This is a genomic window from Kribbella shirazensis (genome assembly GCF_011761605.1).
Classification (GTDB): domain Bacteria; phylum Actinomycetota; class Actinomycetes; order Propionibacteriales; family Kribbellaceae; genus Kribbella; species Kribbella shirazensis.
On sequence record NZ_JAASRO010000001.1, the window covers coordinates 4,999,781 to 5,021,995 of the forward strand.

Sequence of the window (22,215 nt, forward strand, 5' to 3'; positions counted from 1 at the left end):
TGCAGCACTGCGGTCATGTGGTGTGTCGATGACCGGCGACGGCGTGAACGACGGACTCGCGCTCACGGACGCCGACATCGGCGTTGCCATGGGCAATGGTTCGCCGGCTGCCCGGGCGCCGCGCAGCTGGTGCTGCTCGAGATCACGCCGTACGGTCTGCTGGCGGCACTCGTGCTGGCAGGAGCCGGCATCATTCTGGTTGAGACCATATCCCGCGTCGTCCGCCCGAGGTGACGACAGGACTTTGTACCCTGTGCAGTCGTCCTGGAGCGGATTATTGGTGGGCATATGACCGATTCGACCTGGTCCCCGTCGATGGTGGCTCCGCGTGATCCGTGGTTCCGGCAGCACCCGCGCACTGCTCTCGCCTTGGCGGCGGGACTGTACCTCACAGTGCTGTCGCTGACGGTCTACGCCGGGCCGCCTGGCGACGACTATTTCTTGCTGTACGTCTTCCCGGTCGCGCTGATCACGATCACGTTCGGCTGGCGCGCGGGTCTGACTGCCGGGCTGACGGCCGTTGCCTTCGTCATTGCCTGGGTCGTACTGCGTGACGTGTCGCTCACCGCTACAGGCTGGGTGGCTCATGCCGCGCCGATGCTGGTGCTGGGACTGCTGCTCGGTAGAGCTGCCGACCGGCTGCGCTCGGCCGAGGCTGCGCGTCTCCAGTCGGAGGCAGCCGCGCTGTTGCATCGCGAGGCCATCGAGATCAACGACCTGCTGGTGCAGGGCATGGCCGTCGCCCGGTGGTCCCTTCAAGCCGGTCAGATCGACGCCGGCCTGAAGGTCCTCGACGAGACCCTGAGTCGGGCCCAGGAGTTGGTCTCCGATCTGATCCGGCGCGCCGACATGGGCAGTCGCTCCGAGCCACTCGACAGGTCCGGAGACAGTCACAGCGTGTGGCGTTGAACACCGGAGGGACAAGTGGTCCTGTCCGGAACGGGCCGTTGGTCTCTGGGGTGAAGCGGCCGCCGGTCGGACCCTCGGACCACCGCTGCAGTAACGCACGGTTGTGAGGGGGAGACCGATGAGATTCAGGAGAACTGCCGGGGTGGTCGTGGGGATCGCCGTCCCGGCGCTGGGATCCGGCCCGGCGGCGGGGTCAGACGAGGCGCAGTTCGTGCCGGGGGAGAGCAACGTCGTACCGGCGACTGCGCGGCCTGCGACCGATGTGGGAAGGACTGCGTTGGGTACGGCGGCTGCGCCGTTCTACGCGTGCCCCGGGTTCAGCGGGCTGGACGCCCAGAATCCGCTGGCGAACCAGTACGCCGACAAGTTCACCTGGAAGCCGTACGCGCCCTACACGGTCGGCAACGGTGGCGGCAACATCAACTGGTCGCTGAACCCGTACAAGAACGCCAGCTTGTACATGTGGTTCCACTCGCTGCGCTGGATCGGCCAAGGCGTCATTGCCGCCAGCAACGGTGACCTGACCGCCCTGACCCGGGTGAACACGATCGCGTACGACTGGTACCGCGAGGCCTGGAACCAGTCATGACAACTCCGGCGCTCTCGGCAGCGCACCTGGGCAAGCGATTCGGCGATCGCGTCGCCGTCGACGACGTCAGTTTCACGGTGGCGCCGGGCGAGACGTACGGTCTGCTCGGCCCGAACGGCGCGGGTAAGACCACCACGATCCGCCTGGTCTGCGGACTGCTGAGGGCCGACCGGGGCGAGGTGCTGGTGGCCGGCTCTCCGGTCGGTCCGACGAGGCCGGACGCGAAACGGCAGATCGGGTACGTTCCGCAGGAGATCGCTCTCTACCCGGATCTCAGCGCCCGCGAGAACCTGCGGTTCTTCGGGCGGCTGTACGGGCTGCAGGGCAAGCCGCTGAATCATCGGGTCGGCAAGGTGCTCGAGTTGATCGGGCTGACCGACCGCGCCGGTGATCGCGTGGAGTCGTTCTCCGGTGGGATGCAGCGGCGACTCAACATCGGGGCGGGACTCTTGCACGAGCCGTCGCTGCTGATCCTCGACGAACCCACGGTCGGCGTCGATCCGCAGAGCAGACACGCCGTGATGGAGAGTGTCCAGTCGTTCGGCGCCGCGGGGTTGGCTGTGCTGTACACCACCCACTACATGGAGGAGGCCGAGCGGCTCTGTGACCGCGTCGGGATCATCGACCATGGCCGGCTGGTCGCCGAAGGCACGCGCCGGCAGCTCGTCGCCCGGCTCGGGGAGCGCGATCGGATCAGCCTGTCGGCGACCGGCGATCTGGCCGTGCTGGCGGAGAAGTGCGGCCTGCTCGCCGGCGTCGACCGCGCCGACGTGAAGGACGGCGAGGTTCAGTTGCTCGCGTGCGAAGGGCGCCGGCTGTTGCCCGACGTACTGGAAGTCGCCGAGCGGACCGGTGTGTCGGTGCGGTCCGTGGAAGTGGACGAGCCGGATCTCGAGGCCGTCTTCCTGCACCTGACCGGTACGGCCTTGAGGGAGTGATGATGTACGCCGCACTCGTGATCGCCGCCAAGGACCTCCGCCAGCGCTTTCGCGACCGGTCGGCGCTGATCCTCGGCTTCGTCGCGCCGATCGCGGTCGCTGCGTTGATGAGCTTCGCGTTCTCCGGCGTGGAGAGCTTCCATGCCGACGTGGCTGTGATCGACAACGATCGCGGCCGGATCGCGACCGCGCTGCGCACCGCACTCACCGGACCTGAACTGTCCGGTGTTCTCACCGTTCGCGAGGCGGACGACGAGGCCCAGGCACGCCGGATGATCGACGACGGCGCCGCCGGCGCTGCCCTCGTGATCCCGGCAGGATTCAGCGCGGCGGCGGTCGGTGACGAGCCGATCGGGCTCCGCGTCCTGGCCGATCCGGACGAACCACTGCAGGCGGAGGTGGCGCGGGCAGTCGCCGATGCCTATGTCACGCAGCTCAACGCCGGGCGGCTCTCGGTGCATACCGCGTTGGCGGCGGGCGTGCCCCGCAGCCGCGGCGACGAACTCGCCGCGGCGGTGGCCGGCCTCCGGCTGCCCGAGTCGCTGGAATCGCGGCCGACGGGCCACCGGCAACTCACCACCGCGAGCTACTACGCACCCGCGATGGGGATCATGTTCGTGCTGTTCGCCATCGGTTTCACCGCGCGCAGCTACTTCATCGAGGGGCGCAGTGGGACCCTGGAGCGGATCGGTGCGGCACCTCTGCGGCGTGGCACCGTACTGCTCGGGAAGTCGCTTGCCGTGTTCGTCTACAGCGTTGTCAGTCTGGGGACCCTCGCTGTCGTGTCCTCGGTCGCGTTCGACGCGCGGTGGGGACCGCTTCTGCCCGCTGCGGCGTTGATCGTCGCGATGTCCACGGTTCTGGTCGCCCTGACGACTCTGGTCGTCGCGGTGGCGCGGACCGAACGACAGGCCGACGGTTTCGCGACGATCATCACGTTCGTGCTGTTACTGCTCGGTGGCAACTTCGTTCTGATCAGCCAGGCACCGGAGGCGCTGCGGCGCCTCGCCTTGCTGACGCCCAACGGCTGGGCGCTTCGCGGATTCACCGACCTCGCCACCGGGGCCGCCGCGACCAGCGCGATCACCCCGGTACTGATCCTTCTCGGGATGGCTGCCGCCATCGGGGCGCTGTCCGCGCTCGTCACATGCTGGAGGTCGACATGAGGACCGCGTTCGCCGTGGCTGGAGCGTCGCTGCGCCGGATCGTGCGTGACCGGACCGCGGTGTTCTTCATCGTGGTGCTTCCGGTCGTCATCATGGTTGTCATCGGTGCCGTGGTGCAGAACCCGGGCGGCTTCCGGATCGGCGTGCTCGCCGGCAGCACCTCCAGCCGGCCGCTCGCCGCCAGTCTGGTCGAGGAACTGGCGGCCGTCGGCCCTCTGCACACGATGACCGCCGAGTCGGACGCACGGACGGCGCTGCGTCGTGGAGAGCTCGACGCAGTGGTCCTGGTACCGGCCGGCCTGGACACCGCTCTACTCGCCGGGGACCCAGTAGGGATCCCTGTGCTGGCCGGCGGCGCCGAGTCGACGCAGGCGGCCGTCCGCTCGGCGATCGCGGCCGCGGTGGCGCGGCACGCGGAGCGGATCCAGGCGGCGGCCTTCGCTGCCCGCACGACCGGCTCCACGACGGCGCAGCAGCTGCCGACGGCAACAGCGCTGCAGCGCGCGACTCCGCGGATCGGGATCAGCACGGAGAACGTCGTGACCGGCAGCGACTACCTTCCGCTCGGCTACAGCTACAGTGCGCCGACGATGCTGGTGCTCTTCGTGTTCATCAACGCTCTGGCCGGCGGGGCGGCCATCGTGCAGACCCGGCAGCTCGGGATCTACCAGCGGGCGCAGGCCGCACCGATCCGGGTCCGGAGCGTGGTGCTGGGTGAGACGTTGTGCTACCTGATCTTCTCGCTGCTTCAGTCCGTCCTGATCGTGGCGGTCGGTGCGGTGCTCTTCGGCGTGAGCTGGGGAGATCCGCTGGCAGCGGTCGTGCTGATCGGTACCTGGGCGGTCGTGGGGACGGGGGCGGGCATGCTCAGCGGTGCGGTGTTCAAGACGCCCGACCAGGCGTCCGCCATCGGCCCGGTCATCGGCATCGCGTTCGCCATGCTCGGCGGGTGCATGTGGCCGCTGGCGATCGTGCCGGACGCGGTCCGCACGCTGGGGCACATCACGCCGCACGCGTGGGCGGTGGACGCCTGGATCACCGTGCTGTCCCGAGACGGTGGCGTCGCGGACATCGCCGGCAACCTCGCCGTACTGGCCGCCTTCGCCCTCGGCATGCTCACGCTGGCGTCGGCGGTCCTCCAACGCCGGTTGACCAGCTGACGTGCTTCCCGATCACACCGTCGACGTCGAGCCGGCGGGCGTGATCCAGGGCCTCCTCGGTATCCACCGGCCAGGTGAAGACGACCTGGCCCGCCTGCCGTAGCTCGGTGACCAGTTCCGGGGTGAGCAGCCGGCGATGGACGCAAACGCCGTACGGCGGATGCGGCGATCGGCGCCGCAGCCGCGAACGCAGGCGCCGGAGGCCGCGCCGGCTGCCGGCCGAGAGGACGTGTCGTACGTTCGGCAGGTGCCGGAATGCCGAGAGCATCCACCAGTGCTGTGTGCAGATCGTAATCGTCGTGTCCGACAGGACTGCGGCCAGTCTGGGCGCCAGGCGTGGGTGGATTCCTTTGAGGTCGAGCATCAGCCGGGGATCACCGGCTGCCGCCGCGAGCAGCTCCTCGACCTGGGGAACCCGGCGGCGCAGGACGAGCTCACCGCGCTCCCACAGCCACCACGGCCCGAGGGTCTTGTGGTGGCGGATCTCGAGCCGGCCGCGGTACGCGTGGACGTCCGCCTCGACCAGGTCGGCGCCACGGTCGAGCGCCGACCTGAGAGTGCCCAGGTGGTTGCCTGCTCGGTGCGCGATGACGAGCGGACGTCTCACGGCGTCCCCGGGCGCGGCTCGGTGAACCAGCCGCGCCAACGCAGGAACAGGAAGGTGCCTCCCAGCAGGAGGGCCGGAACCCAGTAGAGCAAGGCGGTCAGCGCGACCGCACCGAACGCGGCGGTCCAGGACACACCGATCGAAGCCAGTCCCGCGACCAGGGCACCCTCGCGAGGGCTGGCACCGTGAACCCCCGGAAGCACCCCGGCGATCTGGCTGGCGCCGAAGATCGCGACCAGTTGGAGTGCGGGCACAGAACCCCCGACCGCGTCGATGGAGGCGAACAGGAGACCGAGAATCGTGGCTTGATAGCCGACGGACAACAGGATCCCGTAGGCGAACACCTTCGGCGACGGCCATGGCCAGCGCGCGGTCAGGCCAGGACGGCGCCGCCGCACGACGAGAGCCACGACGAGCACCGCCGCAGCTGCACCGGCAGCGATCGCGATCACGCTCGCCGGCAAGGTCACCCCGGTGATCACCACGGCCGCGATGAGACCGATCGCACCGACGAAGCGGTCGAGCGCGACCTCGGCGGCGGCGCTGGAGCGCCGTACACCGACCGTCTCCAGCCGGTGCACCCGCCACAGATCGGCGCCGGCATGCCAAGGGGAGATGAGGCCGAGGATCTCGCTTTCGGCATAGGCACGCAGGTGCCATGGCCGGGTTCGTCCGCTGGTCGAGATCGCGTGCCAGCGCAAGGGGCAGAGTACGTACTTGCCGATCGCGAACGGCAGCAGACCGACAATCGCCGGCAGAACCGCGGTGTGTGGGACGCGGTCGACGTTCCAGAGGGAGAGGGCGACCGCGGCGACGAGTGCGGCAACGCGCAGACCGCGATGGGCGACGATCCTGCGCACACCGCGCACGAGCGGGTGATGGCCCAATTGCATGAGGGGTTCCTTCCGGGCCTGGCCTTTCACTAGAAGGACGATAACCGGCCCGCGCAAGGCCATTGGTCCCAGGGCGTCGGGCGGTCCGGCCCTGGTCCGGACACGGCCCTTCCGCGACGGTGAGAGGGGGCGAGCAGCGAAGGGGAGGGACTGTTGTGTTGCGCATGAGCAGCCGCAAGGGACAGGTAGTTCGTGAGGTGACGGTGATTACGGCTGCGATCGTGCTGTACTTCGGTGTTCGCGGACTCATGACGAGCAGAGTCGACGTGGCTTTCCGGAACGCCGGGTACATCGTGGATCTCGAGCGCGCCGCCGGCGTGTTCGTCGAGCCGGGACTGCAGCAGGCTGTGACCGAGCATAGTTGGCTGGTCGAATCGCTGGGGTACATCTACATCTACGGTCACTGGCCGGTGCTACTAGTCACGCTGCTCTGGTTGCTGATCCGGCACCGCGAGGCGTACCGGAGGTTTCGCAACGCAATACTGCTCTCGGGCGGTGCCGGGCTGGTGATCTTCGCCCTGTTCCCGGTCGCGCCGCCGCGATTCCTGACGATGTACGGCTTCGTCGACACGGTCACCGAGCGGACCTCGGCGTACCGGGTACTCCAGCCGCCGGCATTCGTGAACCAGTACGCCGCCGTACCGAGTCTGCATTTCGGCTGGAACCTGCTGATGGGCATCGCTGTGGCCGCGTTCGGCGGCCACTGGATCATTCGCTTGTTCGGCTGGTTGATGCCGCTCCTGATGCTGGCCGCGATCGTTCTGACCGCGAACCACTACCTGTTCGACGGTCTCGCCGGGGGCGCCCTCGCCCTGCTCGGTTTGCTCACCGCCGCTCACTTCAGCAGGAGGCGCGGCTTACGTGCGGGGGCGCTGGGCCCACGGGACCAGGCGGCGGCCCTGGATCGTGGCGACGCCGAGCCGGATCAGCTGGGGCTCGTCCATCGGGAGCCAGGAATGTAGCGGCAAAGTACTGCGCAGCTCGGCGGCGTCGTCGGCGGTGACGACGGACAGGCGGCCGATGGCCGTGACGGTCCATCCGAGGTGGCGCTCGATGTTTACGTCGTCCGCCTCGAACGCGACGACGTCGCCGCGCTCGGCGGCCCGTAGCTTGTCGCCGGGTCCGGTGCTGAAGACGATCGTGTCGCGGTCCAGGACGAAATTGACCAGCCGGACCGCGGGAAGTCCGCCGTACGTGTGGACGAGGCGCCCGAACGCGACCGACCCGAGCAGTTTCAGACAGTCCGCAGTACTGACGATCTCCAAGCGGGAGTGGTCGAACCTGGTCATCGGAACACCTCCTGACGTGGGCACGGATCGATCCGGCCACGAGTCAACGATGATCCGGTGGTCCACCACGATGCAGGGCCGAACGTCCCGTGCTGCGGCGACGCATGACCTCTGGGATCTCTTCGAAGGGCAAGGCAATGGGGCGAGCAGGTCTTGCGGTCCCATCGATGCGGGCCTCAGGCCGGGCGGGTCGGGACCTTAGGCCCTGACACGAGCGGTGGCGCCGGGGTGAGCCTGGCAGTACTTCGGTCGTCGAGTAGGTTGGAGAGACGTGAACGGCAACCCGATCGTGACGGGGTACGACGGATCGCCGGCCAGTTCGGCCGCTGCCGACTGGGCCGCGGTCGCGGCCGAACGGTGGGCAGGCCGACTCCGCGTCGTCCATGCCGTCCCGTGGCCGATCCTGCGGACCGCGAGCGGTTCCGCGACGACTGTCGGACTGGAACAGATCCGCCGCGCCGCCGAGCGGTTGCTCGCCAAGGCCTGTCGTCCCCTGCGCCTGGCCCATCCTGATCTGCAGATCGAGGCAGCGGTGGTGGTGGGCGACCCCGTCGCAGTGCTCGTGCGCGAGGCAGCGGAAGCATCCATGCTGGTACTCGGGTCCCGTGGTCTGGGCGAACTCCGCGATCTCGCGGCCGGTTCGGTGATGGCTCACCTGGCGACGCACGCTCCGTGCCCGGTGGTCGTCGTACCGGCCGGCTGGCCGCGGCGTACCGACGGACCGGACGAGATCGTGGTCGGTGTCGACGGGTCGGAGCTGTCCATGGCGGCGATCGGCTTCGCGTTCCGGTACGCCGAGGTGATGGGTGGGTCGGTGACTGCGCTGATGGCGTGGCACGACCCCCAGAGCACCGGGCCCGGCGACATCGTGCCGGCCGTCTATGACATCGACGCACTCGAGCAGGACAGCGCGGCTGTCCTGGGCGAGACCCTTGCGGGACAAGCTGTCGACCATCCGGGGGTGAAAGCCACCGAGAACCTTGTGCGCGGACCAGCTGCCAACGTCCTGGTCGATGCGTCCCGGCGCGCACGGTTGCTGGTCGTGGGAAGCCGGGGCAGGGGCCGCTTCCTCGGGCTGATGCTCGGCTCGGTGAGTCGCGCCGTACTCCACCACGCGCAGTGCCCGGTCGCCGTCGTACGGACGACCGCAGAAGGCAAGGAACGGGACAATTGACAACAGTCGGGACGTCGAGGCCTTCGCAGTCACCGCGATCCGTACCGCCGACTGATCGGCGCGGCTCAGGTCAGAGAGTCGTGCAAACGTTGCGTTCGACCAGTTCGTAGGGGCCGCCTTCGACTGAGACCTCGGTGCGCCAGGTCATCGTCTCGGCGTCGGCGACGTGCCAGAAGAGGCGGGTGCGGAGGCGTGGGTGGCCGATGCTGTCGAAGGTGAGTAGCCTGCCGGCGATGTGGCCGGTCAGGAAGGTGAAGTGGCCTTCGCTGTCCGCGGTCGAGGCCTGGTATTCGCCGGTCTCGGGATCCCAACCGGCGATCCAGTGCAGTTGCGTGTGACGGACGAACGTCCCGTCGGTGAGGTACACGTCCTGCTCGTGCTCGCCGAGGATCCAGAGGCCGTTCTGGATGGTGCGATAGCGGGCTTCTCCGATGGTGGTCAAGGCGGGGCTGCCGGGGCCGTAGCTACCAGGCTGAATGGTGCCGGTCCAGCGGACGTTGCGGTGGAAGCGGGCCAGCCGGGCCATCTGTTCGACGTGCTGCGGCGGGAGCGCGAGTGTGGTTGTCATGATGCGTCACTCCTGTGTTCGTGGGCGAGTGCGGTGAGAAGGACGCGTCGCAGCGCCATGCCGGTGCGGATCTGATCGCCCGCGTCGGTGATGATTCGCTCGGTGCGGCGGGCGAGGTGCGGGCCTTCGGCGTCGGAGGCGTGCAGCAGTACGCCGAGGGACGCGGTCGGCAGCTGGTCGGTCAGCATCGGTACCTCCTCGGATTGCGCCGATTCCAGCGTCCCCGTCCTGGCGGACGATCGACAGCGACATATGTCCCGGACCTAGGGGGCCGTTCGACTCGAGGAAGGGTGACAAGGGCTCTGACCGTCACGCCCGGGGCCGCTCAGGATCGAGGTGTCGGATTCGAGTGGAAGGACGACATCATGAGTACTGCGTCGCACCGGCGGCAGAACCTGCCGGCTCCGGCGATGGAGCCGGACGGTGATCGGCACCCGATCATGACCACGGCGGCCGGGCGTGCGCTCGCCGTCTTGCGGATCGCGGCGGTCAGCGGGTCGTTGCTGTATGTGCTGATGTGGTCGGCGGCTCTGCCTCCGGAGAACAACCCGGTGCTGGACGATCACATTCTCGGTGCGATCACGTTGGTCGTGCTCGCGCTCGTTGCTGCTGGCAACGTGTGGGGGTTCGGGAAGCAGTGGGCCGGCCTGGCCTTCGTTCGCAAGTACCCGTGGTTGCGGTGAGTACCGTGAAGCCGGTCATCCATGTGGGGGTTGACGCCTCCTGGCGTGACACCGGCGCCTTGGAGTGGGCTCTGCAGGAGTCGCTGTTACGGCGGGAGCCCCTCCAGGTGGTGCACGTGATCGAAGACAAGCCTCGGCACGCGCCCGGGTGGGAACCTGCGGCTGTCGATGACGCGTCGATGGAGCTCGTCAACGAAGTCCAGGAGTATCTGGACGAGAGCCCGGGCACGCTGGACAACGAGGCGGACCTGATGGTCGGGCAGCCGGCGCGGAGGCTGACCGAGGCGGCGGCGGACAGCCGGATGCTGGTTGTCGGTCGCCGGGGGGTGGGGACGTTCAAGCGGCTGCTGATCGGTTCGACGTCGGAGGCTGTGGTGGTTCACGCGGCTGTTCCGGTGGTTGTTGTTCCGGAGCACTGGAAGCCGTCGGATCATGCCGGGCCGGTGCTGGTGGCGCTGGACGATGACGATGACAACGCGGCTGTGATGGAGTTCGCGGTCGCTGAGGCGACTGAGTGGGGTCTGCCGGTTCGGCTGGTTCATGTGTGGGATCTGCCCGCTGTGTACAGCTGGGACGCGATGAACGTCGCGGGTCTCAGTACGGAGTGGGCCGAGAACGCGGAGCGGCACTTCGAGAACGTCGTGGCCGAATGGCGCAAGAAGTTCCCGGAGCAGTCGTTCGAGGTCGATGTACGCCGTGGTCATGTCGTGGACGGGATCGTCACGGCCGCCGAACAATCCGACACGCAGTTGCTGGTCGTCGGCACACGTCACCACACACGAGTGGCGTCGTTCCTACTGGGCTCGGTGGCCCGGGGCGTGTTGCACCACGCGACCTGCCCGCTGGCGATCGTCCCGGCGGCGCGCACCAGCTGACGATGACCACTTGAGTCATCGCGACGGAGAGGTGTTGGACCTGACCGCGGCTGCCTGTGAGGGGCCGCGGTCTCGCGTGCTCAGTCCTCCTGCTTCGGCAGGAAGTCCGTGACGGGGCGGCGGGCGGTGCCGGTTCCCGGATGGCTGTGGCCGAAGCGGATGATCATGTCGGCGTGCCCGGGACGTTGCGTGAGGCGCTGGACCCTGGTGCGAAGGTCGTCGTACTCGAGGGGCTGGTTGAGGAACGACGCGCTGACGCCGGCTCGGGTGGCGGTCAGCAGCACGCGTTCCAGCGCGGCGCCGGCGGCGACCTGGTCGGCGGGCTCGTCGTTGTCGGTGCAGAGTACGGCGATGTCCGGGTGGGCCTCGAAGGCGGATTCCTTGCGCAGCCGGTCGATCGGCCTGGTGCCGAGGTCGCGGACCGTTGCCGGGTAGCCGGCCGGCCGTGGACCCAGCGCCGAGCTCGGGACCCCTTCGGCCGGTCGGTAGCCGCCGACCCAGTGGGCGCGTTCGGCGCGGCGGTGCCAGTCGCCGATCTCGCGCAGGTCGGTGTCGAGGACCATGTCCAGCACCGCCCGGATCTCGGGTTCGCCGAGCCAGATCAGCTCGGCGCCTTCGGCGTACGCCGCCTGCATCAACGCGACCCGGACGTCTTCGGCGATCGGTGTCGCGTCGGACGGGTTGCGGTCGGTGTGCCGGCGGGGGATCTGTTCGGCCAGATCGGCAAGCTCTTCGTCCCGCGTCCCGGTCGGCTCGACGGCGACCCGCGCCAGCAGGTCGGGTTCCTCCCTCGGGTACGGCGCCAGCCCGAACCAGGTGCCGTACCCGAGAGTCTCTGCCGCGCACCGCAGGTTGAAGGTCGCGGCGCCGGCGGCGATCCGCATCGCGCGTCCGGTGGGATCCTCGGCGGGCAGCGTGCGCGATCCGTCGAGGTACACGTCGATGACGTGGCCCTGTACGTCGAAACGCCAAGGCTGGGTGTTGTGCATGCTCGGCGCGGCGACGGCCGCAGCGAGCAGGATGTCGATGTGCTCACGGGGCAGTTGCTCGGACACGGTCCACCTCCACGGATTCTCGACCCCCAGCCTCGCCGACCGGCGGCGGCCGCGCTGCGGGCAAGAGTCCCGACTTGGGTAGGCCGTTCGTCAGTCGGTGGGTGCCTGGAGTTCGACGACGGTGCCGCGAGGTTCGTTGCTGGTGATCTGGACCGTGCCGCCGAGGGCTTGCGCGCGTTCGGTCAGGTTGCGGAGGCCGCTGCGGCGGGTGCTCGGGCCGATGCCGACGCCGTCGTCGGCGATGCGGGTGACGACGAGGCCGCCGCCGACGGAAACCTCGACGGTTGCCTGGGAAGCGTTGGCATGCCGGACGATGTTGGAGAGCGACTCGCGCACCGTGGCGAGGATCTGCGGGCGGGCCGCGGCCGGCACGCCGGTGTCGATCGGCCCGGTCACGATGAATCGGGGCCGGAACCCGAGCGCCTCGGCATACTCGTCGACAAGCGCCTGGATGTCGCCGCGCAGCGTGCTGGACCCGGGAGCCTGCTGAAGGCCGAAGATCGCCGCCCGGAGGTCGCGGATCGTGGTGTCGATGTCCTCGACGGCCTGAGTGAGCCGTTTCTGGTGCTCGGGACGCGCCAGACGATGCATGCCCTGGAGTTGCAGCCCGGTCGCGAACAGCCGTTGGATCACCAGGTCGTGCAGGTCCCGGGCGATGCGGTCACGGTCTTCGAGAACGGCCAGCATGTCGCGATCCCGCTGCGCCTGGGCTCGCTCCAGGGCCAAGGTGGCCTGCCCGGCGAACATCTGCATCAGGTCCGCACCGTCACTGATCGTCGTCACCGGTCCGCGCTCCGAGGCCACCACGAGCAGACCGCCGGTGCCGGTGGTCCCGGCCGGCAGCGGCACCATCGTCGTACGGCTGAGTCGCGCGCCTTCGGGGAACTCGCTCAGGGTGCCGTCGTCCTTCAGCAATTCGGCCAGGTCCTCGATCACGACCTGCTCGCCACCGGTCAAGGCTCGGCCCAGCACCGGAAGACCGCTCGGAACCCGCTGGCCGACGAAGCGCTGGAACTCTGGTGGCCCGTCGACTGCGCGGACGACCAACTCGGAGTTCTCGGCGAGCAGTACGGCGGCGACGTCGGAGCCGGACACCTCACGAGCCCGCCGGGCGATCAGCTGCAGCGCCTGGTCCGGATCGAACTCGCCGAGCATGAGCTGGGTGATCTCGGCGGTGACCTCGTGCCAACGGCGACGTTGCTCGGTGTCGGCGTACAGGCGCGCGTTGTCGATGACGACGCCGGCCGCGGCGGCCAGGGCGGTGACGGTGCGCTCGTCGTCCTCCGTGAAGTCGGCGGCATCCGTCTTCTCGGTCAGGTAGAGGTTGCCGTAGGCGTGCTCGCGGATGCGGATCGGGACGCCGAGGAAGCTCTTCATCGGCGGGTGGTTGGCAGGGAAGCCGTACGAGCGCGGGTGTTCGGCGAGGTCGTGCATCCGGATCGACTCGGGGTGCTCGATCAGGAGACCGAGGATGCCGTGTCCTTCCGGATACGGGCCGATGGCGGCGATCTCCTCGTCGGTGACGCCGTGGGTGATGAAGCGAATCAATCGTTTGCCGTCCGGCCCTACGACGCCGAGGGCGCCGTACCGGGCTCCTACGAGTTCGCAGGCCGCGGTCACGATCCGGTCCAGCGTGCTGTTCAGATCCAGATCGGCGCCGATGCCGACGACCGCGTCGAGGAGTGCCCGGAGCCGCTCCTGGTACTCCATGATCTCGTCGACACGGCTCAGCAGTTCCTGGAGCAGGGCATCGAGACGTACCCGGGACAATCCTGCGAATTCGAGCGCGCCCTCGTCCCAGCCCCCACGCCCTGACCGCGAGCCGTCAGCCACGCGCCCACGATACAAGGCGTGACCACCCGTGTGAAGCGGATCACGGGCGTGTTGGTTACCGGGAGGTAATGCCGCGCGAGTGATCAAGGTCCCGGGTGCCAGGGGTACGACGTCCCTGCCGGGCAGGTTCGCGCGGTGCCAAGCTCGGCTCAGGAGGTGCATCCATGATGCTGTCGACGGTGCCGGACGGAGATCGGCAGGAGATGCTGCGTCTGACGGTCGCGGCGCCGTCGATGCACAACACGCAGCCGTGGCGGTTCCGGTTCCGCGGCTGGGTGGTCGAGGTCTACCGGGACCGTGAGCGCGAACTGCCGGCCGAGGATCCAGGGCGGCGGATGTTGTTCGTGACGATGGGTGCCGCGATCTTCAACCTGCGGGTGGCGGCGGCGTACCTGGGGTACGGCTCGCACGTCCATCAACTGCGCGATCGGCGAAAGCCGGATCTCGTCGCCGAGGTGGAGCTGAGCGGTCCGCGCGTCGAGCCGCTGGCTGCGCTGGCGCCGGCGATTCTGCGCCGCCGGACGAATCGGGAGCCCTTCACCGACCAGCGGGTGCCGGACGACGTCCGGCGACGGCTGGAGGACGCGGCGCGGATCGAGACCGCGGAGCTGCAGTGGCTCGAGCGCCCGTCGCGTCGTTGGTGGTTGCAGATGGCAACGAACGAGGCGGTGGCCGCCGACGATGGCAGCACCGTGCGAACGGCCGAGCGGAGCCGGTGGGTCGGTGGTGACCGGAAGCTCGACGGCGTACCGTCGAGCGCGCTCGGCCCGCTGCCCGCCGGTGGTACAACGGTTGTCCGCGACCTCGCGGCCACCGCCGCCGATGAGGCGCGCATCGTAGCCGCGTTCGAGCGCGAACCGCAGATGGCGATCCTGGCAACGCGGTACGACGGCCCGCTCGAATGGCTCCGGGCCGGACAGGCGATGGAGCGGGTGTTGCTCGAGGCGACCGCCCACGGCGTCTCGACCTCGCTGCTGAATCAGGTGATCGAGCACGAGGGACTGCGCTGGCAGATCAACGACCCACTGGGTCCTTGGCGCCGCCCGCAGGCCGTGATCCGCTTCGGTTACGGCCCGCCCGTACCTGCGACCCCACGCCGCCCGATCGCCGACGTGCTGCTTCCGGACGATCCCGAACAAGAGATTTCGGCTGGACCGGATCTCGAGGTCCGGACGAACGATCGCGCATGACCGATCGGACGGAAGCGGTGACGACGATGACGTTCAAGCCGGTGATACACGTGGGGATCGACGGCGCCTGGCGCGACGCCGGCGCTGTCGAATGGGCAGTGCAGGAGGCATTGCTGCGGCGGGCGGCTCTGCGAGCCGTACACGTGATCGACGACCGGGCACTACCGGTACCGGACGAACTTGCGATCGATGTGGTGAACGCTGTCGGGAAGTACCTGGACGAGAGGTTGGGCGCCCTCGATCATCACGGCTGCGTCGCGATCGGCTCGCCGGCCCGGACGCTGGTGAGCCTGGCGGCGGAGAGCCGGATGCTGGTGGTCGGTCGACGCGGGACGGACGCGGTGCGGGACCTGATGATCGGCTCGTTGTCCGAAGCGGTGGCGATCTCCGGCACGGTGCCGGTCATCGTCGTACCTCAGCAGTGGACGCCGACCGGCCGCGGCGGTCCGGTCGTTGTCGCGATCGACGGATCGGACTGCGGCTCGCCGGCGGTCGACTTCGCCGTGGAGACGGCGAACCTGCGGAAGCTGCCGCTGCGGCTGGTCCATGTTTGGGACCTGCCGGCCATCTATCCCGGTGATGTGCCGAGCATGGGCGAGGAATGGTGGGACACGGCGGAGCGTCGCCTCGAGCATCTGGCGGATGGGCTCCGCGGCAGGCACCCCGATCTGCTCGTGGAGACGGAGCTTCGCAGCGGACACGCCGCCGCAGGCATCGTCACTGCAGCGACCGAGGCTGACGCGCAACTGTTGGTCATCGGCGGCTGCGCACGTGACTGGCCGTCGAAACTCCCGGACTCGATCACGTGCGGCGTACTACGCCACGCCGGCTGTCCACTCGCCGTCGTCCACCACCGCGAGGGCTGAGCCGACGGCGCCGAGCCGACGGGGCCGAGGAGCCCTTGATCGCCGGACGCCGGAGTGTCAGTGTGCTCAGGTGTCTGTCGTCCGCGCTGGGGAGGAGCGGTGATGGCGATCAAGGTGTTTCTGCTCGACGACCACGAGATCGTCAGGCTGGGACTGCGGCGGCTGCTCGAGGCGGAGCCCGATATCGAGGTCGTGGGTGACGGCGCCACGGCAGCGGAGGGGATCGCGCGGATTCCCGCCGTACGCCCTGATGTCGCACTGCTCGACGTCCGTCTGCCGGACGGGAACGGTGTGACCGTCTGCCGGGAGATCCGCTCCGCGATGGAGGATCCGCCGGCCTGCCTGATGCTGACGTCGTTCTCCGATGACGAGGCGCTGTTCGCCGCGATCATGGCGGGGCGGCGGGCTACCTGCTCAAGCGAATCCACGGGGGCGATCTGGTGGCTGCGGTACGGCGGCTCGCGGTCGGCGAGTCCTTGCTCGACCCGGCGATGACGACGAAGGTCCTGGAGCGCCTGCGACGTCCGGCCACTCGGGAGGATCCGCGCTACGCCACGCTCACCGACCAGGAGAAGGAGATCCTCGCGCTGATCGCCGAGGGCAAGACCAACCGCCAGATCGCGCGATCGCGGTACCTGGCGGAGAAGACGGTCAAGAACCACGTGTCCTCGGTCCTGCGCAAGTTGCACTTCGAACGCCGCACCGAAGCCGCCGTGTTCGCGGTCGAGCACGCGAAGAGCCACCTCCAGAGCCATTAGGCCTCTCAGGGTCTGTTCGGCGCTCAGGTCGGGACGTTGGGCCCTGCAGCGGTCACTGCTGCGCCGGGACGCTCGTGGGGGAGGTGGGCATGCCTAGTGTGCAGTCATCGGATGTTCGCGGTCTGTCGGCGGTGGATGCGTCGCGGCGGCTGGCTGCCGAGGGACCGAACGAGTTGCCTGCCCCCCGGCGTAGGGCGGCCTGGAAACTGTTCGTCGGGCAGCTGACGCATCTGTTCGCGCTGATGCTGTGGGCCGCCGCGGTCCTGGCGGTGGTCGGCGGACTTGCGCCGCTGGCGGTTGCGATCGTCGTGATCATCATCCTGAACGGGGTCTTCGCGTTCGCCCAGGAGTACCGCGCCGACCGGGCCGCCGAACGGCTGCGGGACCTGCTACCGACCCGCGTGCAGGTGATCCGTGACGGTGAGGTCACGAGGGTCGACGCGACCCAGTTGGTTCGCGACGATCTCATGGTGCTCGGTGCCGGTGACCGTGTGTCGGCCGATCTTCAGCTGGTCGCGGTGCACGGTCTCGCGGTGGACGAGTCGACGCTCACCGGTGAGTCGGTTCCGGTCCGCCCGGCGACCGGACAGCAGGTGTTCGCGGGGACCTTCGTCGTCCAGGGCGAGGCGGAGGCTGTTGTGACCGCCGTCGCCGGAAACACCCGGCTCGCCGGGATCCAGACGCTGACCGAGTCCGCGGATCGCCCGCCCAGCCCGTTGACCGTCGAGCTGCATCGCCTGATCCGCGTCATCGCGGTGATCGCCGTCGCCGTCGGCGTCTCTTTGACGGCGGTGTCGCTGCTGCTCGGCTTGAGTGTCACCGAGGCGCTTCTGTTCGGGGTGGGCGTGATGGTCGCGCTCGTACCCGAGGGTCTGCTGCCCACGGTCACGTTGTCGCTGGCGCGGGGTGCGCAGCGGATGGCACACGGCAATGCTCTGGTGCGACGGCTGGATGCGGTCGAGACGCTCGGCGCGACGACGTACGTCTGCACCGACAAGACCGGCACGCTGACGATGAACCAGATGGAGGTTCTGGAGGTGTGGACGCCGTACGGCGTGGTCGCGATCCAGGGACGCGGCTACGAGCCGGTGGGTTCGGCCGAGGGAGATCCGGCGGCCATCGAGGCCACCTCGAAGGCTGCGGCATCGGCCATCGCCTGCATCAGGGGCAGGGCGGTGCGGTCGAAGGGGCGGTGGGTGGCGGAGGGCGATCCGATGGAGGTCGCCATCGACGTGCTGGCCCGGCGTCTCGGGGTACCGCCGGTCGATCCGGTGACGGTCACCCACCGGGTCGCGTTCACCAGTGAGACGAGATACAGCGCGGTGGTTGTCAACGGCAACACTGTGGTGATCGGTGCGCCGGACGCGTTGCTGCCGTACTGCTGGGCCAACGGTGAAGCGGCCGCGGCGGTGGAGGATCTGGCCGGCCGCGGCCGGCGGGTGCTCGCGGTGACGGTGGCATCCGGGGTACGAGTGCACGACGGCCAACTCGAGCTCGGCGCGGACGTGCTCGACCTGCTGGCGGTGGTCGGGCTGGAGGATCCTCCGCGTCCGGATGTGCACGACGCCCTGACCACGTGCCGGCAGGCTGGGGTGAAGATCGCGGTGGTGACCGGTGATCATGCGGCGACCGCCGCGGTGATCGCCCGGGAGGTCGGCCTGCTCGGACCAGACGGACTGGTGGTGACCGGCAGCGAATTGCCGGACGACGACGAGCGTCTGGGCGAACTTCTCGACCGGGACGACGGCATCGTGGTCGCGAGGGTGACGCCGGCCGACAAGCTGCGCATCGCGCGGGCGTTGCGCCGGCGCGGTCACGTGGTGGCGATGACCGGTGACGGCGTCAACGACGCGCCGGCGCTGCGCGAGGCCGACGTCGGCGTCGCCATGGGTGCCTCGGGCAGCGATGTCGCTCGCGCCGCGGCCGATCTGGTCCTGCTCGACGACCATTTCGCGAGCATCGTGACCGCGATCCGGCTCGGCCGCGCGACCTTCTCGAACGTACGGCGCTCTCTGACCTACCACCTCGCCGACAACGTGGCGGAGTTGGCACCGTTCGTGGCCTGGGCTCTGTCCGGGGGATCGCTTCCGCTCGCGATCGGCGTGCTGCAGGTACTGGCACTGGACATCGGGACCGACGTACTGCCGGCGCTGGCGCTCGGCGTGGAACGGCCCGGTCCGCGCGTTCTGGAGGGTCCCGCCAGGCATCGACGCCTGGTCGACCGCCGTCTGCTGGGCAGGGCGTTCGGTGTGCTCGGGCTGACGGAGGCTGTGGTGGCGATGACGGCGTTCGTGCTGATCCTGACCGGGCACGGCTGGCGGTTCGGGGCTGAGCCGTCCGGCGCAGCGCTGGCAGTTGCTTCGGGGACGGCGTTCGCGGTGATCGTGCTGATGCAGATGGCGAACTCCTTGGCCTGCCGCAGCGAGCGGAGCACGCTGTTCGAGATCGGCTTCACGACCAACCGGCCACTGTTGCTGGCGATCGCCGCTGAGATGGTCCTGTTGACCGTCTTCCTCGGCGTCCCACCGGTCGCCGAGCTGCTGGGCGGCGGCTGGCCGTCCCTCCAGGGCTGGCTGTTCGCCGTAGCCGGCGTGATCGTCCTGCTCCTCGTCGACACGTCGACCAAGCTCCTGCGCCGGTCACGCACCCGGGGATAGCAGGCAGCCGTCTGCAGGGACGTTCGGTCCTGACCATCCGGGACCTTGGGTCCTGGCCGGGGCGCGGCCAAGCGGCCACCATCGTTCCTGGGAGGTACGGCGATGGTGGCGACGGAACGAACCATGGACGGCGTGCGCGAGTTCCGGTGCTGAGGTGACCTGGATGTGCATCGGGATCGAGGGGCGGGTGGTGGAGCTTGATGGTGGGGCTCCGGCGGCGGCACCTACAGGCACGGTCGAGACCGCGGAGGGGCAGCGGCACGTGTGTTTCGCGTTTCTGCCGGATGTTGCGGTCGGTGACTTGGTGCTTGTGCATTCCGGGTTCGCGATCAACCGGCTGGACGACAGGGGACGGGATCAATGAGGCGTCTGGGACTGGCGCTGGCCTTCGGGACGGCGGTCATCAGCGGGGTGTCCGTGTTCGTCAACTCGTACGGCGTTCGTGTCGTTCGCGATGCCACGGTGTACACGACGGCGAAGAACCTGATCGCGGCCGTCGTGCTGATGCTGCTTCTGGCCGGCGGACGTCTTCTCGCCGGCCGGCGCACGCGGCACCGGGACGAGGGGGCGCGCCCTGCGCTGAGGTCGTCCCCGCGGACCTGGCTGGGCATCGTAGTGGTTGCCGTGGTCGGCGGCTCGGTGCCGTTCGTGCTGTTCTTCAGCGGGCTGGCACAGGCGTCGTCGACACATGCCGCCTTCGTGCACAAGACGCTGGTGGTGTGGGTGGCGTTGCTCGCCGTACCGCTTTTGGGAGAGAGACTCGGATTCCTGCACTACACCGCGATCGGCTTGCTGCTCGTCGGGCAGGCGGCGCTCGGCGGGGGACTGAGCGGGTTCCGCTTCGGCACCGGCGAACTGCTGCTCCTGGCCGCCACACTGCTGTGGGCGGTTGAGGTCATCGTCGTCAAGCGGCTGCTCGGCGCGATGCCGCCGGATGTACTCGCGGTCGCGCGCATGGGGCTCGGCGTCGTCCTGCTGGTCGGCTGGGTGGCCGTGAGTGGCCACTGGTCGGCGCTGACCGGGCTGAGCGCCGAGGGCTGGCGCTGGGCCTTGCTGACCGGACTGCTGCTGGCCGGATATGTCGCGACGTGGTACCGCGCGCTCGCGCTGGCCCCTGCGGTGGACGTGACCGCCGTCCTCGTGTTCGCCGCGATCGTCACCGCCGCGCTCAATGCGATCGTGAAGGGCATCGCGGTGACGCCGCAGGCCGGGGTCGGTCTCGCCTTGCTCGCCGCGGGCGCGGGTCTGATCACGGTGGCGCGCTCCCGTCGTACGCCGGTGCTCGCGCAATGACGGCGGGGCCGTTGCTGTTCGCGCGGTACGCGTATCCGCCGAACGCGCTCGGGTACTGCGGCCCGGGCGACTCCGCAGAGCTGTTGGAGTACGCCGGCAGCGGCGTGAGCGACCGCGGGCTCGCGGCGATCGCCGAGCGGTTCCTCGGCGCCTGGCCATACCTCTCCTTGATCGCGGCGGCCTCCGGCCGTGAGCCGCTCGACACCGCCGTCGTCGAGGCGTACTGGGTAGGCAACCACCTGCTGGACAACGTTCCGGGTTCGCTGCTCGCCGCGCACCTGACCGACCGGTTCGACAGCCGCGTCGACCACGGGCTCACCGATCCGATCCGTCTGGCCCTGCTCGGCGGCCGGCCACACCACAACTTCCATGTCTTCGCCGTCTACCCGTGGACCGGCTTGCTTCGCGCAGGTCCCGCAGCCGAGCCGCTCCGGGTTCTGGACAGCTGCCGGATCTCGTGGGGAACAGTCCTGGACGTCGACGCCGGGGCCGCCGACGTCCAGTTGCGCCCCCTTCACTACGACAACGGCAGGCTCCGCCTCGGCGATCCCGTCGTACGCCGGCTGCTTGTCGGCTCGCGCGGTTACCGGTTGGCTCACAACGTGCGGACGGGCGACCGGGTCTCGGTGCACTGGAACTGGATCTGCGACGTTCTGTCCGGCCACCAACTCGTCGAGCTACAGACAGCCACCACAACACTTCTGGGCCTCGTCAATCACGCCCTCGGCCGCCCTGCTGTGGGGAGCGCGCTCGAGGGCACACACTGCGACTGACATGCCGCGTCGGTCACGAGGACCACGATGGCGGGCGCCGCTCAGAGCGGCGGACCGGCGGCGCAGAGGACCGGGGTCGCGTGAGCCGGGTCGAGGGCGTTCGCGACCAGTTGGGCGACCGACGGGTCGAAGGCCAGGCCGACATGGCCGACCGGGTCGAGCGGACAGGTGTCCTGGACATACCTGTTCGTCACACCGGGCTCACGGACGAACGACGTCTCATGCGGTGTCACCAAGGCGTCGAAGCGCGACGCGATCACCGTGTACTTCACCCCGGGCTGAGCGATCGGACCCTCGGTCAGCTTCTCGACGGCCGACCCGCCGACGATGAGCTCGTCGCACGCCGGGCAGCCGAACTCCCGCAGAACCTGATCGACCAAGGGGCGGAGGCCGAGGTAGTCGCCCACGCTGACCAGACCGCCGAACGTCGTACCGTGCGTCGGGGGCGCGAGGGCGACGACCCTGCCGACCTGGTCGGCGTAGCCGCGGACCTTCGGGCCGTAGAGGCTCTGGAAGCCACCCTCCGAGTGCCCGACGATGTCGACTTTCGCCGCGCCGGTGGTCGCGCGGACGCGCTGCACGAAGGCCTCGATCTCGGCCGCGGACCGGGCGATGGAGATCGTGCCGCCCACCGGGATCGCCGGCGTGGCCTGCCCGTAGGTGACGCTGAAGGCGCAGTAGCCCTTCGCAGCCAGGTACGGGCCGAGGTAGGAGTAGTTCCCGGGGCCGTTGCCGCCCAGACCGTGCAGCAGGACGAGCGGGTTCGGATGCGCGGCCGACGGCTTACACGTCCAGTCGTCGAATCCCGAAGACGTCGCCGCGCTTGCGCCGGCCGTGGTCACCGAGGCGGTGAGCAGGACCGCGGCGAAGAGCCCGGCCGCGGCGCGGCGGAGATGACGTGGCATGACTGTGCTCCCCGTGGTTGGATTGCGTGACGAC

At 69.2% G+C, this 22,215-nt stretch carries 25 protein-coding genes; 17 read left to right on the forward strand and 8 right to left on the reverse strand.

Translation table 11 applies throughout. The annotated features are described in order from the left end of the window. The first annotated feature begins 288 nt into the window (after positions 1-288). The 5 genes from BJY22_RS24170 to BJY22_RS24190 all read left to right on the forward strand — a co-directional run bounded on the left by BJY22_RS24170 (position 289) and on the right by BJY22_RS24190 (position 4,762). Positions 289-909, forward strand: coding sequence for a hypothetical protein (locus BJY22_RS24170; protein ID WP_167210397.1), 621 nt, complete (start codon positions 289-291; stop codon positions 907-909). Between the two features lie 118 nt (positions 910-1,027). After that, positions 1,028-1,498 carry a hypothetical protein gene (locus BJY22_RS24175; RefSeq protein WP_167210399.1) on the forward strand — a complete coding sequence of 157 codons (471 nt, stop codon included), beginning with the start codon at positions 1,028-1,030 and terminating at the stop codon, positions 1,496-1,498. Continuing rightward, on the forward strand, positions 1,495-2,436 hold the full coding sequence (locus tag BJY22_RS24180) for an ABC transporter ATP-binding protein (RefSeq protein WP_167210401.1): 942 nt from the start codon (positions 1,495-1,497) through the stop codon (positions 2,434-2,436). Before BJY22_RS24175 ends, BJY22_RS24180 begins: the two co-directional genes overlap by 4 nt. A gap of 2 nt (positions 2,437-2,438) precedes the next feature. Then, positions 2,439-3,602: an ABC transporter permease gene (locus tag BJY22_RS24185; RefSeq protein ID WP_167210403.1), complete on the forward strand. Its 1,164-nt coding sequence runs from the start codon at positions 2,439-2,441 to the stop codon at positions 3,600-3,602. Beyond that, positions 3,599-4,762, forward strand: a complete 1,164-nt coding sequence (locus tag BJY22_RS24190) for an ABC transporter permease (RefSeq protein ID WP_167210405.1) — start codon at positions 3,599-3,601, stop codon at positions 4,760-4,762. Before BJY22_RS24185 ends, BJY22_RS24190 begins: the two co-directional genes overlap by 4 nt. Here the strand turns inward: BJY22_RS24190 and BJY22_RS24195 are convergent. Together BJY22_RS24195 and BJY22_RS24200 are read right to left on the reverse strand one after the other, a co-directional pair. Next, a complete protein-coding gene (locus tag BJY22_RS24195) occupies positions 4,719-5,369 on the reverse strand; it encodes a glycerophosphodiester phosphodiesterase (RefSeq protein ID WP_167210406.1) in 651 nt (216 codons plus the stop codon). The genes BJY22_RS24190 and BJY22_RS24195 overlap by 44 nt on opposite strands. Then, entirely contained in the window at positions 5,366-6,262 is an 897-nt protein-coding gene (locus tag BJY22_RS24200) for a lysylphosphatidylglycerol synthase domain-containing protein (RefSeq protein ID WP_167210408.1), read from the reverse strand. Before BJY22_RS24200 ends, BJY22_RS24195 begins: the two co-directional genes overlap by 4 nt. Positions 6,263-6,426: 164 nt before the next feature. Here BJY22_RS24200 and BJY22_RS24205 point away from each other — a divergent pair, with 164 nt between their 5' ends. Beyond that, positions 6,427-7,224, forward strand: a complete 798-nt coding sequence (locus BJY22_RS24205) for a phosphatase PAP2 family protein (RefSeq protein WP_167210410.1) — start codon at positions 6,427-6,429, stop codon at positions 7,222-7,224. Here BJY22_RS24205 and BJY22_RS24210 read toward each other — a convergent pair. Further along, positions 7,120-7,551, reverse strand: a complete 432-nt coding sequence (locus tag BJY22_RS24210; RefSeq protein WP_167210412.1) for a pyridoxamine 5'-phosphate oxidase family protein — start codon at positions 7,549-7,551, stop codon at positions 7,120-7,122. The two genes, BJY22_RS24205 and BJY22_RS24210, sit on opposite strands and share 105 nt — an antisense overlap. Positions 7,552-7,822: 271 nt before the next feature. On the opposite strand from BJY22_RS24210, the gene BJY22_RS43050 reads away from it, so the two are divergent. Further along, the gene (locus BJY22_RS43050; protein WP_167210414.1) at positions 7,823-8,725 is read left to right on the forward strand and encodes a universal stress protein; all 903 of its coding nucleotides are present in this window, start codon (positions 7,823-7,825) and stop codon (positions 8,723-8,725) included. A 70-nt stretch (positions 8,726-8,795) separates the two neighbouring features. Here BJY22_RS43050 and BJY22_RS24220 read toward each other — a convergent pair whose 3' ends face one another. Together BJY22_RS24220 and BJY22_RS24225 are read right to left on the reverse strand one after the other, a co-directional pair. Then, on the reverse strand, positions 8,796-9,293 hold the full coding sequence (locus BJY22_RS24220; protein ID WP_167210416.1) for a DUF1579 family protein: 498 nt from the start codon (positions 9,291-9,293) through the stop codon (positions 8,796-8,798). Beyond that, the gene (locus tag BJY22_RS24225; protein WP_167210418.1) at positions 9,290-9,481 is read right to left on the reverse strand and encodes a hypothetical protein; all 192 of its coding nucleotides are present in this window, start codon (positions 9,479-9,481) and stop codon (positions 9,290-9,292) included. The genes BJY22_RS24220 and BJY22_RS24225 overlap by 4 nt, the downstream gene beginning before the upstream one ends. Positions 9,482-9,658: 177 nt before the next feature. Between BJY22_RS24225 and BJY22_RS24230 the strand changes: the two genes are divergently transcribed. Together BJY22_RS24230 and BJY22_RS43055 are read left to right on the forward strand one after the other, a co-directional pair. Next, complete coding sequence (locus BJY22_RS24230; protein WP_167210420.1) at positions 9,659-9,976, forward strand: hypothetical protein; 318 nt, start codon at positions 9,659-9,661, stop codon at positions 9,974-9,976. Further along, positions 9,973-10,851, forward strand: a complete 879-nt coding sequence (locus tag BJY22_RS43055) for a universal stress protein (RefSeq protein ID WP_167210422.1) — start codon at positions 9,973-9,975, stop codon at positions 10,849-10,851. Before BJY22_RS24230 ends, BJY22_RS43055 begins: the two co-directional genes overlap by 4 nt. Before the next feature lie 80 nt (positions 10,852-10,931). On the opposite strand, the gene BJY22_RS24240 is transcribed toward BJY22_RS43055, so the two are convergent. Together BJY22_RS24240 and BJY22_RS24245 are read right to left on the reverse strand one after the other, a co-directional pair. Beyond that, on the reverse strand, positions 10,932-11,906 hold the full coding sequence (locus BJY22_RS24240) for an Acg family FMN-binding oxidoreductase (protein ID WP_167210424.1): 975 nt from the start codon (positions 11,904-11,906) through the stop codon (positions 10,932-10,934). A 90-nt stretch (positions 11,907-11,996) separates the two neighbouring features. Beyond that, positions 11,997-13,739, reverse strand: a complete 1,743-nt coding sequence (locus BJY22_RS24245) for a GAF domain-containing protein (RefSeq protein WP_202891239.1) — start codon at positions 13,737-13,739, stop codon at positions 11,997-11,999. Positions 13,740-13,903: 164 nt separating this feature from the next. Between BJY22_RS24245 and BJY22_RS24250 the strand changes: the two genes are divergently transcribed. The 8 genes from BJY22_RS24250 (at position 13,904) to BJY22_RS24280 (ending at position 21,276) form a co-directional block, all read left to right on the forward strand. Continuing rightward, entirely contained in the window at positions 13,904-14,929 is a 1,026-nt protein-coding gene (locus BJY22_RS24250; protein ID WP_167210427.1) for an Acg family FMN-binding oxidoreductase, read from the forward strand. Further along, positions 14,926-15,795 carry a universal stress protein gene (locus BJY22_RS24255; RefSeq protein ID WP_167210430.1) on the forward strand — a complete coding sequence of 290 codons (870 nt, stop codon included), beginning with the start codon at positions 14,926-14,928 and terminating at the stop codon, positions 15,793-15,795. The genes BJY22_RS24250 and BJY22_RS24255 overlap by 4 nt, the downstream gene beginning before the upstream one ends. Positions 15,796-15,897: 102 nt before the next feature. Next, entirely contained in the window at positions 15,898-16,290 is a 393-nt protein-coding gene (locus tag BJY22_RS43060) for a response regulator (protein WP_337758902.1), read from the forward strand. Then, the gene (locus tag BJY22_RS43065; protein WP_337758904.1) at positions 16,287-16,553 is read left to right on the forward strand and encodes a response regulator transcription factor; all 267 of its coding nucleotides are present in this window, start codon (positions 16,287-16,289) and stop codon (positions 16,551-16,553) included. Before BJY22_RS43060 ends, BJY22_RS43065 begins: the two co-directional genes overlap by 4 nt. Before the next feature lie 89 nt (positions 16,554-16,642). After that, positions 16,643-19,210 (forward strand): cation-translocating P-type ATPase, encoded by a 2,568-nt coding sequence (locus BJY22_RS24265; protein ID WP_167210432.1) that lies wholly within the window; start codon positions 16,643-16,645, stop codon positions 19,208-19,210. Between the two features lie 163 nt (positions 19,211-19,373). Further along, entirely contained in the window at positions 19,374-19,574 is a 201-nt protein-coding gene (locus tag BJY22_RS43310) for a HypC/HybG/HupF family hydrogenase formation chaperone (RefSeq protein ID WP_167210435.1), read from the forward strand. After that, on the forward strand, positions 19,571-20,503 hold the full coding sequence (locus tag BJY22_RS24275; RefSeq protein WP_167210436.1) for an EamA family transporter: 933 nt from the start codon (positions 19,571-19,573) through the stop codon (positions 20,501-20,503). The genes BJY22_RS43310 and BJY22_RS24275 overlap by 4 nt, the downstream gene beginning before the upstream one ends. Further along, a complete protein-coding gene (locus BJY22_RS24280; RefSeq protein WP_167210439.1) occupies positions 20,500-21,276 on the forward strand; it encodes a DUF6390 family protein in 777 nt (258 codons plus the stop codon). Before BJY22_RS24275 ends, BJY22_RS24280 begins: the two co-directional genes overlap by 4 nt. 41 nt (positions 21,277-21,317) lie before the next feature. Here the strand turns inward: BJY22_RS24280 and BJY22_RS24285 are convergent, their stop codons facing one another. Then, positions 21,318-22,181, reverse strand: a complete 864-nt coding sequence (locus tag BJY22_RS24285; RefSeq protein WP_167210442.1) for an alpha/beta fold hydrolase — start codon at positions 22,179-22,181, stop codon at positions 21,318-21,320. Positions 22,182-22,215: the final 34 nt, after the last annotated feature.

Excerpts from the sequence above, each read along its gene's own strand:
- BJY22_RS24170 (WP_167210397.1), top strand. The coding sequence starts at position 289 with ATGACCGATTCGACCTGGTCCCCGTCGATGGTGGCTCCGCGTGATCCG.
- BJY22_RS24175 (WP_167210399.1), top strand. The coding sequence starts at position 1,028 with ATGAGATTCAGGAGAACTGCCGGGGTGGTCGTGGGGATCGCCGTCCCG.
- BJY22_RS24180 (WP_167210401.1), top strand. The coding sequence starts at position 1,495 with ATGACAACTCCGGCGCTCTCGGCAGCGCACCTGGGCAAGCGATTCGGC.
- BJY22_RS24185 (WP_167210403.1), top strand. The coding sequence starts at position 2,439 with ATGTACGCCGCACTCGTGATCGCCGCCAAGGACCTCCGCCAGCGCTTT.
- BJY22_RS24190 (WP_167210405.1), top strand. The coding sequence starts at position 3,599 with ATGAGGACCGCGTTCGCCGTGGCTGGAGCGTCGCTGCGCCGGATCGTG.
- BJY22_RS24200 (WP_167210408.1), bottom strand. The coding sequence starts at position 6,262 with ATGCAATTGGGCCATCACCCGCTCGTGCGCGGTGTGCGCAGGATCGTC.
- BJY22_RS24205 (WP_167210410.1), top strand. The coding sequence starts at position 6,427 with ATGAGCAGCCGCAAGGGACAGGTAGTTCGTGAGGTGACGGTGATTACG.
- BJY22_RS24210 (WP_167210412.1), bottom strand. The coding sequence starts at position 7,551 with ATGACCAGGTTCGACCACTCCCGCTTGGAGATCGTCAGTACTGCGGAC.
- BJY22_RS24220 (WP_167210416.1), bottom strand. The coding sequence starts at position 9,293 with ATGACAACCACACTCGCGCTCCCGCCGCAGCACGTCGAACAGATGGCC.
- BJY22_RS24225 (WP_167210418.1), bottom strand. The coding sequence starts at position 9,481 with ATGCTGACCGACCAGCTGCCGACCGCGTCCCTCGGCGTACTGCTGCAC.
- BJY22_RS24230 (WP_167210420.1), top strand. The coding sequence starts at position 9,659 with ATGAGTACTGCGTCGCACCGGCGGCAGAACCTGCCGGCTCCGGCGATG.
- BJY22_RS24250 (WP_167210427.1), top strand. The coding sequence starts at position 13,904 with ATGATGCTGTCGACGGTGCCGGACGGAGATCGGCAGGAGATGCTGCGT.
- BJY22_RS24255 (WP_167210430.1), top strand. The coding sequence starts at position 14,926 with ATGACCGATCGGACGGAAGCGGTGACGACGATGACGTTCAAGCCGGTG.
- BJY22_RS43060 (WP_337758902.1), top strand. The coding sequence starts at position 15,898 with ATGGCGATCAAGGTGTTTCTGCTCGACGACCACGAGATCGTCAGGCTG.
- BJY22_RS43065 (WP_337758904.1), top strand. The coding sequence starts at position 16,287 with ATGACGACGAAGGTCCTGGAGCGCCTGCGACGTCCGGCCACTCGGGAG.
- BJY22_RS24265 (WP_167210432.1), top strand. The coding sequence starts at position 16,643 with ATGCCTAGTGTGCAGTCATCGGATGTTCGCGGTCTGTCGGCGGTGGAT.
- BJY22_RS43310 (WP_167210435.1), top strand. The coding sequence starts at position 19,374 with ATGTGCATCGGGATCGAGGGGCGGGTGGTGGAGCTTGATGGTGGGGCT.
- BJY22_RS24275 (WP_167210436.1), top strand. The coding sequence starts at position 19,571 with ATGAGGCGTCTGGGACTGGCGCTGGCCTTCGGGACGGCGGTCATCAGC.
- BJY22_RS24280 (WP_167210439.1), top strand. The coding sequence starts at position 20,500 with ATGACGGCGGGGCCGTTGCTGTTCGCGCGGTACGCGTATCCGCCGAAC.
- BJY22_RS24285 (WP_167210442.1), bottom strand. The coding sequence starts at position 22,181 with ATGCCACGTCATCTCCGCCGCGCCGCGGCCGGGCTCTTCGCCGCGGTC.